This window comes from Galbibacter sp. BG1 (assembly GCF_013391805.1).
In the GTDB taxonomy this organism is placed as follows: domain Bacteria; phylum Bacteroidota; class Bacteroidia; order Flavobacteriales; family Flavobacteriaceae; genus Galbibacter.
In genome coordinates, this window is sequence record NZ_CP058364.1 from 747061 (window position 1) to 761443 (window position 14383).

Annotated in this window: 11 protein-coding genes; 1 reads left to right on the forward strand and 10 read right to left on the reverse strand. The window is 37.9% G+C overall.

Annotated features, from left to right (window positions below):
* Positions 1-100: 100 nt before the first annotated feature.
* Positions 101-2017, reverse strand: coding sequence for an ABC-F family ATP-binding cassette domain-containing protein (locus HX109_RS03275; protein WP_178949780.1), 1917 nt, complete (start codon positions 2015-2017; stop codon positions 101-103).
* A 60-nt stretch (positions 2018-2077) separates the two neighbouring features.
* Between HX109_RS03275 and HX109_RS03280 the strand changes: the two genes are divergently transcribed.
* Entirely contained in the window at positions 2078-2485 is a 408-nt protein-coding gene (locus HX109_RS03280; RefSeq protein WP_178949781.1) for a DUF983 domain-containing protein, read from the forward strand.
* A 6-nt stretch (positions 2486-2491) separates the two neighbouring features.
* Here the strand turns inward: HX109_RS03280 and HX109_RS03285 are convergent, their stop codons facing one another.
* The 9 genes from HX109_RS03285 to HX109_RS03325 all read right to left on the reverse strand — a co-directional run bounded on the left by HX109_RS03285 (position 2492) and on the right by HX109_RS03325 (position 14369).
* A complete protein-coding gene (locus HX109_RS03285; protein WP_178949782.1) occupies positions 2492-3565 on the reverse strand; it encodes an NAD(P)/FAD-dependent oxidoreductase in 1074 nt (357 codons plus the stop codon).
* A 92-nt stretch (positions 3566-3657) separates the two neighbouring features.
* Positions 3658-4548, reverse strand: a complete 891-nt coding sequence (gene gldN / locus HX109_RS03290; protein ID WP_178949783.1) for a gliding motility protein GldN — start codon at positions 4546-4548, stop codon at positions 3658-3660.
* Between the two features lie 15 nt (positions 4549-4563).
* Positions 4564-6165: a gliding motility protein GldM gene (gldM, locus tag HX109_RS03295; protein ID WP_178949784.1), complete on the reverse strand. Its 1602-nt coding sequence runs from the start codon at positions 6163-6165 to the stop codon at positions 4564-4566.
* A 44-nt stretch (positions 6166-6209) separates the two neighbouring features.
* The gene (gene gldL / locus HX109_RS03300) at positions 6210-6866 is read right to left on the reverse strand and encodes a gliding motility protein GldL (protein WP_178949785.1); all 657 of its coding nucleotides are present in this window, start codon (positions 6864-6866) and stop codon (positions 6210-6212) included.
* Positions 6867-6925: 59 nt separating this feature from the next.
* Positions 6926-8281 (reverse strand): gliding motility lipoprotein GldK, encoded by a 1356-nt coding sequence (gene gldK / locus HX109_RS03305; protein WP_178949786.1) that lies wholly within the window; start codon positions 8279-8281, stop codon positions 6926-6928.
* Positions 8282-8428: 147 nt separating this feature from the next.
* Positions 8429-9589, reverse strand: coding sequence for a formimidoylglutamase (locus HX109_RS03310; RefSeq protein WP_178949787.1), 1161 nt, complete (start codon positions 9587-9589; stop codon positions 8429-8431).
* Positions 9590-9592: 3 nt separating this feature from the next.
* Positions 9593-12115 (reverse strand): type I DNA topoisomerase, encoded by a 2523-nt coding sequence (topA, locus tag HX109_RS03315; protein WP_178949788.1) that lies wholly within the window; start codon positions 12113-12115, stop codon positions 9593-9595.
* A gap of 136 nt (positions 12116-12251) precedes the next feature.
* Positions 12252-13019 carry a hypothetical protein gene (locus HX109_RS03320; RefSeq protein ID WP_178949789.1) on the reverse strand — a complete coding sequence of 256 codons (768 nt, stop codon included), beginning with the start codon at positions 13017-13019 and terminating at the stop codon, positions 12252-12254.
* A 114-nt stretch (positions 13020-13133) separates the two neighbouring features.
* A complete protein-coding gene (locus HX109_RS03325) occupies positions 13134-14369 on the reverse strand; it encodes an LVIVD repeat-containing protein (RefSeq protein ID WP_255462754.1) in 1236 nt (411 codons plus the stop codon).
* Positions 14370-14383: the final 14 nt, after the last annotated feature.

Below are 14383 nucleotides of genomic sequence, written 5' to 3' on the forward strand. Positions count from 1 at the left end.
TGTGATTCACTCAGGTATCAATTCCATTATGAAGCACGAATATACCTACAAATTAACAAATAAATCTTTAAAAAGCATATTTTTTCGATGAAATACACTTTTATGTTAAAGACTGTAATTCTTCGGTAAGTAAATACCACTCTTCAGTTTGTTTTTCAAGTTGTTCTTTTTTCTTATTGTAATTTTCAAAAAAGTTAGGTTTCGCCACCATTTCGTCATGGTTTTTGGCCAAGTCGGCATCGATTTTTGCAATTTCCCTTTCCAAGTCTGCTACCGCAGTCTCCGCCTTACTAATTTTATTTTTTAATGATTTTAGTTTCTTCTGGTCTTCAAAGGATAATTTTTCAGCTGTATCATTTTTAACAGGGGTTTTGGCCACCTCAGTTTTCTTTTCTACAGCCCTAAAGTCTTCCACTTTACGCTCTTCCAAATAAAAATTAATATCGCCTAAGAACTGTTTTATTTTATGATCCCTAAATTCGTAAACACTATCGGTAAGCCCCTGAAGAAAATCACGATCGTGAGAAACAAGTAGCAGCGTACCTTCAAAATTCTTTAAAGCTTCTTTTAAAACGTTTTTTGATTTTATATCCAAGTGGTTGGTAGGCTCATCCATTACTAGCACATTAAAGGGATGTAACAGCATTTTGCAGAGCGCTAAACGGTTTCGTTCCCCTCCCGAAAGTACTTTTACCTTTTTATCTACATCATCCCCTCTAAAAAGAAAAGAACCTAGCATATCCCTAACTTTCGATCGGTTGCTGTCCCTTGCTTCGTCGAGCATGGTGTCTAAAATAGTTTTTTCGCCATCGAGGTATTCCGCTTGATTCTGCGCAAAATAGCCAATCTGTACATTGTGTCCCAATTTTAGGTTCCCCGTACTCTTTATCTCGCCGACAATAATTTTTGCCAAGGTAGTTTTTCCTTGTCCGTTTTGCCCAACAAAGGCGGTTTTGGTATTTCGCTCTATCATCATATCCACATCATTGAGCACCATCTTGTCTCCATAGGATTTCCCTACTCGATCTGCCTCAACAACCACTCTACCTGGCTGTACTGAAACAGGAAACCTGATATTCATAACGGCATTATCCTCTTCGTCTACTTCAATACGATCTACCTTATCCAATTTTTTTATTAGCGATTGTGCCATAGAAGCTTTAGAGGCCTTGGCCCTAAATTTCTCGATGAGTTTTTCTGTCTGCTGAATCTGTTTTTCTTGATTCTTTTGTGCATTTAATTGCAATTCCCGCATCTCTGCCCGCAGTTCCAAATATTCTGAATAAGGCTTGTTGTAATCGTAAGCTTTACCAAGGGAAATTTCTATAGTTCTATTGGTCACGTTATCCAAAAACATTTTATCGTGGGAAACTATTACCACCACTCCCGAGTATGTTTTTAAAAATTGCTCGAGCCAGATAATTGATTCTATATCCAAGTGGTTAGTAGGCTCATCCAGCAACAGTACATCGTTGTCTTGTAGTAACAATTTGGCCAATTCGATACGCATACGCCATCCCCCCGAAAAAGTATCTGTAAGTTTATCGAAATCTTCCCTTTTAAAACCCAACCCCAATAATACACGTTCTGTTTTACCTTGATAGTTGTAGCCCCCTATAATTTCATAACGATGGGTAAGGTCACTTAGGTCTATCATCAATTGGTTGTAACCTTCACTTTCGTAGTCGGTTCTTTCGGCGAGTTGTGTGTTTATTTCATCTAGCTGAAGCTCCATTTGTTTTATTTCCTCAAAAGCTTGATAAGCCTCTTCCAAAACAGTGTTCCCCTGCTCAAAATCGATATCCTGTTTTAAAAATCCAATACGCACTTCTTTATCAGTAGAAATAACACCGCTATCGGGCTCCATTTCTTTGGAGAGCAACTTAAGCATGGTAGACTTCCCTGCACCGTTTTTACCAATAAGGCCAACACGGTCTCCCGGACTTAGTCTAAAAGCAATTTCTTCAAATAAATATTCCCCTCCAAAAGAGACAGATAGGTTGTGGACGTTCAGCATTTTCTAATTATTGTTACCTTGTAAATTAAAATGTAGTACTTTTAAGTAAATTTTTTGCAAATGTTAAAAAAAGGAAGCAAACTATACAGCATTTTAACAGGAAGTTGTCCTAAATGCCATGAAGAGAGCATGTATGTAAGTAAAAATATGTACAATCCCAGGGAAACCATACATATGCACGAACATTGTTCTACCTGCGGTACCAAATACAAAATTGAACCTTCTTTTTTCTACGGTGCTATGTATGTAAGTTATGGACTGGGAACTGCCTTTGCAGTTGCCGCGTTTGTTATCTCCTTTTTATTTTTGGGCAGCTCGCTTAAAACCGCATTTTTTGCCATTATTGGCACTTTAATCATTTTTATGCCAATAATTATGCGGCTCTCCCGGAATATTTGGATTAATTTCTTCTTTAAGTACGATCCCAATGCAGCCGATAATCATAAAAAGAGCGTTGAAAGCAAGTAATTGGTATCAACCGTTTTTACTGACAAATTTCTGGGGATATTTTTTTTGAAAACGTGCTATGTCCATCTCACTATCCAAATTCTCGTTATTCTCAATTGAATTATAAAGCTTTTCCGCCACAAATGGTGAAACCATGACTCCCCTGCTCCCGAGTCCATTCAATACGTGTAAGTTTTTATATTCGGGGTGCGTCCCCACCAAGGGTCTTCTATCGGTTACAGTAGGTCGAATCCCGGCTGCTTGGCTTACCACCTTGTAGGGACACTTTAAAAAGCCCTGTAATTTGTCTTCGAGTTCTTTTCTACTATCTTCAGTAGGAGCGTCCGTTTTATCTTTCCATTTATACGTGGCTCCCACTTTAAATCTATTTTTTCCTAGAGGAATTATAAAAACCGAAGACTTCAAAACAAAGTCCAGTTCAAGATCGTTACATTCAATTTCCAACAACTCCCCTTTTGTTCCTACCAACGGCAAATAATTAAAAAACGGATTGGCACTTAAACCAAAACCTTCACAAAATACCACGTGTTTTGCTTTTAGATCAGTATAAATCACATAACCGTTTTCAAATTTCAAAGCGCTATAATCCATTCGGCTATTTTGGTAGCGCTCGTGAGCTACTAAGTAAGAAATATATTTTTTCTGAAGTAAATCGGTATCCACCCGTCCTGTTTGAAGCACTTCGCCATACCCAAAAGGCGCATCTACGCAGTCAAGTGTATTCTTTTTCAGTTTCGTAGATAGGAAAGGTTGCAATCCAGGCTTATCGGAAGCTTCAAACCAATTATTTTGTTCTTCCACGGAAACAAATCTCCTTAAAACTGGAATCTTAAAATCCAATTTAGTTTCCAATTTGCCTTCCAAATGCTGGTAGTATGCCGTTAGCATATCCAATTGTTCAACCGACTTCCAGACCGGGGTAAATCGTTTTAAAATGACGGGATTATACATTCCTCCCGCTACGTTTGATGACTGCTGGGAATCATCATCCAAAACCATGAAAGTTTTGTTGTTTTTTTCCAATTGCTCACAAAAAGCAATTCCGGCCAAGCCTATTCCTACCACTATATAATCTACCATTATACAAAGATAGTGCTAAGTTGTAAAAACAAAAAAACCACGCTTTGCGCGTGGTTTTTTTGTTTTTATGTCGTGAATTGGAATCTTATATTCTAGTAACTCCACATATCCTGTTCTTTGTCCCTTATTTTCTCCTGTAAGCGTTGCGCTTCTAGAAGTTGGAACATGGCATTGTCTGGAATGTAATCTTTAACACCTCTATCTCCTTGAACATTCTCTTCTTTGTAGATAATAGCATTAAAACGTCTTGCATTCAACAACTGGTCGAAAGAAATTGGTCTAGAAGAGTTCTGGTCGTTAAATGCTTTGGCATCGTGCAGGATTTCTCTCGCACTTGGGAACCAAACCCAGAACAACTCAACCAAATCAGATTGTTCACTATCTATAAAGTTTACATCTGGAGCAACAGGCGCCAAGCCTAACAAACGGTATTTTAGTTCTCCTTGACGCTTATCGAAGTACCAAACTCCTTTAATACGCCATTCTTGAATATCTGCCGCCGTTAATTCCCTTCTATTGATGTATTCCGCAGAAACTTGTTCTCCAGCATTTAATTGCTCGTAACCAAGGTCTGTGGTATCCACTTTTTGCAAGGTAGCTTCCAAATCCCCAAACTTACGCTTTTCAGTAAAGTAAGAGTCTACATAGATATCTTCCAAACTTCCATTTTTAATGTTTCTAATAATAACATCGTAAAGGGATCTACGCTCACTTCCTATATCTACCGTATCGATTGGATAGTAATATGGAAAGTTTATTCTTTCATCAAGATCTATACGTTCCCAAACAGTTTTAGACCAAAGGATATCCCTATCATCTACATACCCGTATGGTAACGGCTCGTCGTTATCTGCTTCTATCTGGTCTTCAGTTTTAACCCCAACTTCTTCTGGAGTCTTTGCATTCAGCAAATTTGCTTGTGCAAAACTGCTTGCCGATAGTATAACAGTTGTTATAGTTAATAAAATCGATTTCCAATTCATAACACTAATAATTTATTAATTTGTTAGCTCAACAACAACAGGAGATACTTTTTTAAGCTTGTAAGATCTGTTGTTGGTAATGTAAGCTTCAATATCAAAAATTTGTACAGCCTCACCTCTTCCTGCTCTTTGAAGGGCAGATTTTGCACGACCGTCTAATTTATTGCCATTAACTTCTACAGTTGGTTGTCCTGGAACTTTAAATTTGAATCCGCTTATCGCAAGATTTAAGTCAAAATCGAAGTCCTCTAACATCGCACCAACAGTTGAAATTTCAAGGTTGTTTCTTGGCATTTTAATTTCGCCATATTCACCCCTTACTGTTCCTGAAGGACGTGGAATGTCTTTAATTCTAAATTCTGAAGAAGAAGAAACCCCTTGACCATCTGGTAAGGTACCACTCGCCTTAATAGTAACGGTTCTACCTGTTCCAGGATTCATGGCATACTTACTACCAGAAACTTTTTGAAGTCCAGGTGCAGAAGCATTAACCTTGTTATCTGGAATACCAGGAATAGAAATGGTAATTGGGTTGGAAACTCCACGGTAAACCACATTCATTTTATCTGCTGAAATTACCGCTGCATTTGGCTTAGTAATCGTTGCAAATTTTTGATCTACCAAAACCTCAATAGGCTCTCCATCTTGCTTGAAGATTAAGTTACCTTTTAATTGATGATCTCCAGCACTTCCAGCACTTACCTTAAGTTTTACACGACCGTCTTCAATAACAAAGTCGTCTCCTTCTTTAAGGTCTCTTCCATCCAATTTAAGGTTTACTTCATTTGGCTTTGTAGTTCCATCCTTTCTTCCAAGAACAATAGCGCCATCGAAAGTCTCCCCTTGATAGTAAGCAGATTTTGGCTGCTCCAACAAGGTGGTGTAATTGGTCATCGATAAATCTGATGCCATTTGACCTTGTAACATTGCCTTAAGGATTTCATCTTGAGTCGTTTTTAAATCCGACTGCAATAAAGTAACCTTAGTTAAAGAAGCTACTAACGGAAATCCTTCGTAGTGATAGTTTAACCAATCTACTGGGCGCCCATCTCTGTTCTCTACCTTCCCTTTGTCATCACCTGTATGAAAACGTTGCTCGATTGAGCTTTTCAAAGAAGCCTTTTGTGCTGGCTTCATTAGTGAATCTGGAATATTGGTAATAGTAGCCAATGTAGTTTCTCTAAAGTTATTTATATGGTCAACAAACTTTTGTCCTTCCGCAGAATACCGATCTCCTTGAAAAAAAGCTTGATCTAGGAAATCTGATTTATCCATCACCTCATAATCGTTTCGATCTTCTGGTGGGATGTTTGCTACCATTTCAGCCTTTAGACTATCTAAATAACTGTTAAATCTTACAGATGTTTCTTTAATTTCTTCTGTGTCCTCAAAAAGCTCTGCATACTTGTCTGGCTGCTCTGTAGACTTTAATTTTAAGTCGTTAAACGCTGCCAAGTTACGCTCTGTAGCTTTTTCGTTGAAGTTTGTTAGCTTTTCATTTAATAAACCAAAAGCAGACAATACTTCCTTACTCATATTCAACGCCAGCATTGCGATGAAAACCAAGTACATTAGGTTAATCATCTTCTGACGTGGTGATAAACTTCCTCCTGCCATATCTAATTCGTTTTAATGTTAATTATTTATTCAATAAAACTGAATTAATTAGCAGGTCTGTTCATAGCAGAAAGCATTCCACCGTACACACCGTTTAATGAAGACAAGTTAGTTGTTAACGACTGCATTTGATCTTTTAATTTTCCAGCATTGGCCGCCACTTCTTCTTGAATGGTCGCTTGCTTGTTAGCACTTTCCAATTGTACTTTGTAAAGGCTATTTAAAGATTCCATTTGTGCAGCAGCTAAAGAAAGTTCTTCGCTATATTTCTTAGTAGAAGTCAAAGCCTCTGCAGTTGGAGAAATGTTTTTAGCAGCACCTTCGAAGTTTCTAATGCTATCCCCTAGGCTAGACATTAAAGCTGAATCGATTTTTGCTTCTTTAAGCATGTCGTCTAACTTTTTAGAAAGTTGACCTTCTGCTTCTTTCACTTCCAATGCATTTTGTTTTCTAGTAACTGTAGCTCCTCCTGCTAATTCAGGATAAACTAAAGTCCAGTCTAAATCGTCGTCTACCGGCTCGAAAGCAGAGATTGCAAAAATTACCGCTTCCGTGATAAGACCAATGGCTAATAATAGCCCTCCATTAATGGGACCGAATTCCCAGTGTAAAATTTTAAACAATGCCCCGATAATTACAACGGAAGCTCCTAGCCCGTAGGCCATGTTAAAAAGTTTCTTTGATGATTTTGATTGTGCCATAGTAATAAAAATTTCTAGTTAAGTTAAGTTATTAAACAAGTAGTAATTTGGATTAAAGTTTAGTTTTGGGTAGACTCGGTACCCATATAATCTTGTACTGTTCTAAAGCCAATATAGCTTCTTGCAGAATCCTGATATTCGTAATCTCTGGTACTTACCTGTAAAAAGTAAGCCACATCTTTCCACGAACCACCTCTAATAACCTTACGTTTGTTCTCGCCATCATAAGTATTAGGGTTCATTGTAGAAACATACTCGTACGAATTGGGGTCGTATGATGAATTTGTCCATTCAGAAACATTACCAGCCATATTGTAAAGGTTGTAATCGTTGGGGTCGTAAGATTTTGCCTCTACAGTATAAAGCGCTTGGTCTGCCGCATAATCCCCTCTTAAAGGTTTAAAGTTTGCCATAAAGCACCCTCTGTCGTTTAAGATGTAAGGACCACCCCAAGGATAGGTACCAGATTCAATTCCTCCTCTGGCAGCATATTCCCACTCTGCTTCTGTTGGTAATCTAAACTGATTTACAAATTGCTTATTTTTATCTTTCTGAAAATCGTTTTTGTATTTTGTTCTCCATGCACAGAATGCCTTTGCTTGTTTCCAAGAAACACCAACTACAGGATAATCGCTATACGCCTCGCTCCAAAAATAGTCGTTATGCATTGGTTCGTTGTAAGAATAACTAAAGTCTTTTATCCAAGCCGTAGTATCTGGGTATACCAATACCTCTTCATGCTTAATAAAGTCTTTACGTTTTCCACCGCCTTTTGCTCTAGCAGCCGCTTGGATATCCATCCAATCGTACTGGAACTTTAACTTTGTTACATCGATAGTCCTTTGACCGTTGTAAGACTCTTCTACGGGAATATACATAGTGTCCATCACTTCTGTATAATATTCATCTGGATATTCAGAGGTATCATAAATAAGATCTACATCTTTATTTAGACGTCTTCCTTCGTAACCAGTCTCCCCCATTCCAGAGTAGTTAAAAAGCATGTACTTTTCGTATTCACTTAGATCGGTAGTGTCTGCATCTTTAAATGCAAATTCTCCAATTCCTCCGTTTCCGGGGATTTCTCCAAGGTCATCGGCAAGTATTGCCAACTTTGTGCGGATTACGGAATCTTTTACCCATTCTACAAACTGGCGGTATTCGCTGTTTGTAATTTCAGTTTCGTCCATATAAAATGAACGCACCGTTACGGTTTTAGTTGGAGCATTGAGAACATCGGCCATGTCTTCTTCAGACCTTCCCATTATGAAGGCACCACCGGGGACTAAAGACATTCCGTAGGGCTTTTCGGGATGCCATTTCTGACCGCTAACGCCAACTAATTCTCCTCTGTCATTAGAACCACAGCTGGTTAATAATAATGTAACAGATGCTAATAGAAATAGCTTTTTCATATACATAATTGAGGTTAAATTACATTCTTAGATTTAAGATGGTAAACCTATTTAATAAATTTTAAAAAAACAATAAACTCTTAATTTTTGTTGTCAAATGGCCATAAAGCACAGTCAATTTAAAATATCGTGTTATTTCTACAGCTACTACACCAACATTTTTTTATACGCCTTCCACCATCTCTCGGGCACGACGCCGTTACTGGCTTCGAGATATTCCATGTGTGTGCATGGTAATAACGTATGTCTTTTAAATTTATTATTTAAATTTTCAATTTGAGGCACTTCTATCCACCACCGTCCAGAGATATTGCTCTTAAAAAAGCAAATATCCATATCTTCCAATGGTACTATATACTTATCGTAATTCGCATTTGTAATAAAAGGATAATCTTTTTTCCTAAAATTATACCCTTCCACAAAATACCATATAATTTGGGCGGTTAACTGCGCACATTGTAAAGTTTTGGTTGCATTAAAAACTCCAAAAGCAGTAACCTTATCACTTATTCCTGCATAGCGTGCAATAGCACATATCTCCCTTCCATCGAAACCATTGGGAAAGGTATTTGCCCCGTAACCCAATTCTGCAGCTTTAATTGAAGTTAAGTCTAAACTCACCAAATCGGTATCGCGAAGTACTGGTTCCACAATGGTTACATCGTTGGTTACCTCCCCTAAACGATACGCATCAAAAAAAAGCTTCTCCATTAAATCTATTTCTTCCTGGGCGTTGAAATAAGTTTGATAACCAATGCTTGAAAAATTAAAAAGATTATTTGGTTGCTCCATAATAATCTTACTCATATATGCACTGGAGGAAATCAATTCATCTGAAGCGCTAAAATCGAATTTACTATCCACCGAAGTAAGATTCACCATTTGCTCCATTTTATCGTAAGCTCGATACATGGCGTAGGTAAGGTCTTGGCACCCTCCTATAATTATTGGTATAATATTTTGTTTTAAAAGGGATTCGGTTAGGGCAGTTACTGCATAAAAAGTATCTTGTATGCTTTCACCAGGCTCAACATCACCCAAATCGGCGATCTCTCCATGCCAATTCCCTTTAAACAATTTATAAAGCTGGATACGAATAGCAGAAAGATCAAAATCGACATGCGCGCCACCATTGCTTTCGCTTCTAGATTCGTTAACCCCAATAATGGCCAATTGAACTCCTTCCAGCTCCGGAAAACAACCTTTTTCCTTATGAATGCGCATGGTTCTTCCCAAAGCTTGTTTTGGCAATAATTCATTATGCGCCAACACCACACTTTTAACAGGCATTAAAAAATCAACATTCATTGATTACTTTTTGGATTTAGCTTTCTTTGCTGTTGTTTTCTTTTTAGTAGTTGTCTTCTTTTTGGCAGCGGCTTTCTTCTTGGGTGCTTTTTTCTCCAAAAGATCTTTTGCTTCCTCTAAAGTTATTTTTGTTGCATCAACATCTTTAGACAACTCCACTTTTGTTTTTCCTTTTATAATATTAGAACGTCCCCAACGGGCTTTTTCCACACGAATTCCTTCTTCTTCCCAATTATGGATTAATTTTTCCCGTTCTTTTCGAAGCTTATCTTCAACTAGTTCCTCGATGTCTTCCTGCGAAAGGTTATCAAAATCGTATTTTTTATTGACGTTGATAAACATACCATCCCATTTTATAAAAGGCCCAAAACGACCTTTTCCTTTGGTAACATCTTTATCTTTATAAGAAGCTATAGGGGCATCTGCTTTTTTCTTCTGAAGGATTAATTCTTTCGCACGTTCCATATCGACCTCAAAAAGATCTTCTCCTTTTTCTAACGACACAAAACTCTTTCCAAAGCGAACATACGGCCCGAACCTCCCTACATTTACTTCCACCTCATCCCCTTCAAAAATACCTAGCTTTCTAGGAAGCTTAAAAAGATCCAATGCTTCGTCAAAAGTTATGGTATCGATTGATTGATCTGGTAATAAACTCGCAAAACGCGGCTTTTCTTCCTCTTCGGCGGTTCCAATTTGTGCCATGGGCCCAAAACGACCCAAACGAACACTCAATTGACGGCCACTTTCGGGATCTTTCCCTAAAATTCGCTCTCCGCTTTCCCGATCTGCATTTTCCTCCACATCTTTTACATTGGGATGGAAATCTTTGTAAAAAGACTGAATCATTTGCGTCCAATCTTCTTCACCGGAAGCAATATCATCGAAACTTTGCTCCACTTTTGCCGTAAAATTGTAATCTAAAATTCCGGAAAAATGATTTACAAGGAAATCGTTCACGATCATCCCAATATCGGTAGGGACTAATTTCCCTTTATCGGATCCTACGGTCTCGGTAAGCTTGTCTTCTTTAACCTTGTTATTCTCTAAGGTAAATTGAATATAATCCCGCTCCACTCCATCGATGGTTCCACGCCCTACATAACCACGATTTTGAATAGTGGAAATAGTTGGAGCATAGGTAGACGGACGACCAATACCCAATTCTTCAAGTTTTTTTACCAAGGAAGCTTCGGTATATCTATAGGGCGGTCTTGAGAAACGCTCGGTCGCCGTTATATAATTATCGTAAACGGTTTCCCCAACTTTCAACGCCGGAAGCATTCCTGCCTGCTCTTCCTCTTCGTCATCAGTTCCTTCCAGATACACTTTTAAGAATCCTTCAAACTTCAAGACTTCTCCATTCGCCGTAAATAATTCGTCGTGTTTATCGGCTTCAATTTTAACATTTGTTCTTTCCAGTTGAGCATCACTCATTTGAGACGCCAACGTCCTTTTCCAGATCAATTCATACAAACGCGCTTGATCTCTCTCTATCTGCACGCGGTGACGCGTCATATCGGTCGGGCGGATCGCTTCGTGCGCTTCTTGCGCCCCTTTGGATTTTCCCGTATAACTTCTAGGTTTGCTAAATTCTTTTCCGTAGGACTTTATAATCTCATCTTTTGCCGCTTCTATGGCCTCGCTCGACAAGTTAACGCTATCTGTTCTCATATAAGTAATGAGACCCGCTTCGTAAAGACGTTGCGCCATATTCATAGTTTTACCAACCGAGAAATAAAGTTTTCTCGACGCTTCCTGTTGCAAAGTAGAAGTGGTAAATGGTGCTGCCGGTGTCTTTTTGGCCGGCTTTGTATCTAAATCGGCTATCTTAAAGTTTGCCGAAATATTGCTATCTAAAAATGCTTTTGCTTCTTCCTTTGTTTTAAAGGCTTTATTGATTTTAGCTTTAAAACTTTTACCTTCTTCATTTCTAAATTCGGCAACAATTTTAAATGTAGCTTCTGGCTCAAATTCCTTTATTTCGCGCTCCCTTTCTACAATAAGGCGTACAGAAACTGACTGGACCCTTCCTGCTGAAAGTCCGGTTTTAATCTTTTTCCAAAGAACTGGTGAAAGTTCGTACCCCACCAACCTATCTAAAACCCTCCTAGCCTGTTGGGCGTTTACCAAATTGTAATCTATGGTACGTGGATTGTCGATCGCTTTTTGGATGGCACTTTTGGTAATAGAATTAAAAACAATTCTTTTGGTTCTGTCTTTATCGAGCTTTAGTTCCTCTGCCAAGTGCCATGCAATAGCTTCCCCTTCACGGTCTTCATCACTGGCCAACCATACAGTTTCTGCAGTTTTAGCAAGATCTTTAAGCTTTTTAACTACCGCCTTCTTATCAGAAGAAACAATATACTTAGGCTTAAAATCCTTTTCTACATCTACTCCTAATTCTTTTGATGGAAGGTCTGCTATATGCCCAAAGCTAGAAGCTACCGTATAATCTTTTCCCAAAAATTTTTCGATAGTCTTCGCCTTTGCAGGAGACTCCACAATAACCAAATTCTTTGCCATAAGCCATTTTTTAAGAGTACAAAAGTATACAGAATTTTTAATTAGCCATACAAAGCTAGATGTAAAGACCTTAATCGACCTTTAAAATGAAGCATCACTTGCAAGCAATTTTAGTTAATTTTCAAACTTTTTTATGCTAAATTTCGGAATATCCTATTTGGGAAATCTCATCCTCATCTTCAAAACCAACCGTCTCCTTATACACCTGGAAGGCTGGCAAGTATACAAATGAAGCTGTAAACAAATACCCAATTCCGCAAAGCAAAAATCCGACAACTTGTGCCAATAAACTCGCCACCACAAGAAGTCCAAAAGAAATTAACCATTTTTTATTTCCAAGCTTAAATGCTGCTTTTAAAATTTGCTTTGCACTTAATTCTGGATTGAAAGCAAAGATTACCGAAATAAACATTAATGGAACTGTTACATAAATTACAGGCAAGAAACATAGTAAAGTAGCCAAAAGCGCAATTACCAGCGAGAAAAATGCAAGTGTAAACAACTTTCCATAATACGGTTTTTTAAGATACATAAACAAGGATACCGTTGGTGTTTCTATCCCGCTATCTTTTTGTTTCACTATTTTATAAAACCCCGCCATTAAACCTAATGATATCGACTGTACCACCAAAATAACGGGAAGAAACAATATAACAAATGGTATCATGGCAGCACTAAAAATCTCTTCGCTCATATCTGGGCTATACGAATCTGCAGCCGCAGCACCAATAAGTGGTATGTACAGAATGAGTAAAGCAGGTAACGCAAGCAAGAATGTAACAATAATAAGCAAAACCCCTTGACCCCACGATTTTTTAAACAACTCAATACATTTCCCGAAGATATCCCCAAAATCAAGTGCCTTGGAATTTTCAATTTTTTCTTGAAGTAGATTTAAGTTCATTTTATTTTTTGTTTGATTAGTTCACCAAAGCTAATATTTATTTTTTGTTAAAAATAAAAAAACTCACCCCTAAGGATAAGTTTCTCAATCTAATAACATTAAAAACAAAATAGATTACCGCAGTGTAAGTTCACTTAAAAGTTCTAATCCGTTTTCTTTATATTTATATTGATATAGAACCTCCCCACCAATCATTACCAAACTATTTGCCAGTGGTATAACATCGTAGGTCTTTTTAACGGTGTGCGTTTGCACCAACTTCATATCTAAAACATCGGTTTTATCGAAAACTTTGAGGCCAGCATCTCCATCGCACACAAATAGGCGATTTTCTTTAACCCCCAGCCCATAGGGCTCTTCCAATGTATAAGAAGCTTTTCCTACCGGATTTTCGATATTCGAAATATCGATTACTTCCAAACTGCTTTGCGTATCGCCGCATAAATTCCCACTCCGTAAAGTTACAAACGCATAATCGCCATCTACAACTACGGGGTCGCACGATTTGGCATGACGGAATTGAGAAACAAAAGTTGGTAAACTCGGATTCTCAATATTGTAAATAAACATGCCAGTCATACTCCCCAAAAACAAATAATCCCCACGGTTAAATAAGGTTTCAATATCAAAGCCAGCATACACAGGTTCTTGCACATTTGGAGCTTTAAGGTTAGAGATATTAAAGATGTTTATACTGCTATAATCCACCGCATATAAATAATCGCCTACAATCTTAAATCGCGCTAAAGACCCCCCTTGCCCCGTTTGAGACGGCGCTAAACTTTCACTAAAAGCAGCATTATCTACGCTATAATATATTGGATCGTTATTTATCTTACGGCGTTCTTCCTTAATGTCCCACCCAATAATTACAGAAGTCCCATCTTGTGGGTACGTTTCATAATTTATATAGCTAGCTTCTTCTGGATACGGGGTGTAGTAAGGAAAAACATCCTTTACCCTTTCAACTTCTTTAATATCATTAAGGTTGGATATATTAAAAACCACTAAATCCATATAACTATCCACATACAGAAAATCACCTTTCACCTCCATGTCGTTACTCCCCAAAACCTTTAAAAAGGCCATTTTTTCTGGGCTGGCCGGATTGGTGTTATTGATAATGTGTATACCTTTATTTTTATCATTTACTAAAATCAGGTTTTCCTTGATATAAATTTTTCCCGATTCATTGATTTCTTGAGGAGGAAGCACCACAGAAGAAGTACGCAAAGCCTCCACACTAAGAGTTACGGCAGATGCGATTTTTACGGTTTCATATCCGGCATCATCATCAGAACACGAGAAAAATACTAAAAGTGGTAGCAGACAAAGTAGTAACTTATTCATTTTCATATTTTTTG

Bases quoted from the DNA above. Each gene is read 5' to 3' on its own strand.
- HX109_RS03275 (WP_178949780.1), bottom strand. From the start codon at position 2,017: ATGCTGAACGTCCACAACCTATCTGTCTCTTTTGGAGGGGAATATTTA.
- HX109_RS03280 (WP_178949781.1), top strand. From the start codon at position 2,078: ATGTTAAAAAAAGGAAGCAAACTATACAGCATTTTAACAGGAAGTTGT.
- HX109_RS03285 (WP_178949782.1), bottom strand. From the start codon at position 3,565: ATGGTAGATTATATAGTGGTAGGAATAGGCTTGGCCGGAATTGCTTTT.
- gldN (WP_178949783.1), bottom strand. From the start codon at position 4,548: ATGAATTGGAAATCGATTTTATTAACTATAACAACTGTTATACTATCG.
- gldM (WP_178949784.1), bottom strand. From the start codon at position 6,165: ATGGCAGGAGGAAGTTTATCACCACGTCAGAAGATGATTAACCTAATG.
- gldL (WP_178949785.1), bottom strand. From the start codon at position 6,866: ATGGCACAATCAAAATCATCAAAGAAACTTTTTAACATGGCCTACGGG.
- gldK (WP_178949786.1), bottom strand. From the start codon at position 8,281: ATGAAAAAGCTATTTCTATTAGCATCTGTTACATTATTATTAACCAGC.
- HX109_RS03310 (WP_178949787.1), bottom strand. From the start codon at position 9,589: ATGAATGTTGATTTTTTAATGCCTGTTAAAAGTGTGGTGTTGGCGCAT.
- topA (WP_178949788.1), bottom strand. From the start codon at position 12,115: ATGGCAAAGAATTTGGTTATTGTGGAGTCTCCTGCAAAGGCGAAGACT.
- HX109_RS03320 (WP_178949789.1), bottom strand. From the start codon at position 13,019: ATGAACTTAAATCTACTTCAAGAAAAAATTGAAAATTCCAAGGCACTT.
- HX109_RS03325 (WP_255462754.1), bottom strand. From the start codon at position 14,369: ATGAATAAGTTACTACTTTGTCTGCTACCACTTTTAGTATTTTTCTCG.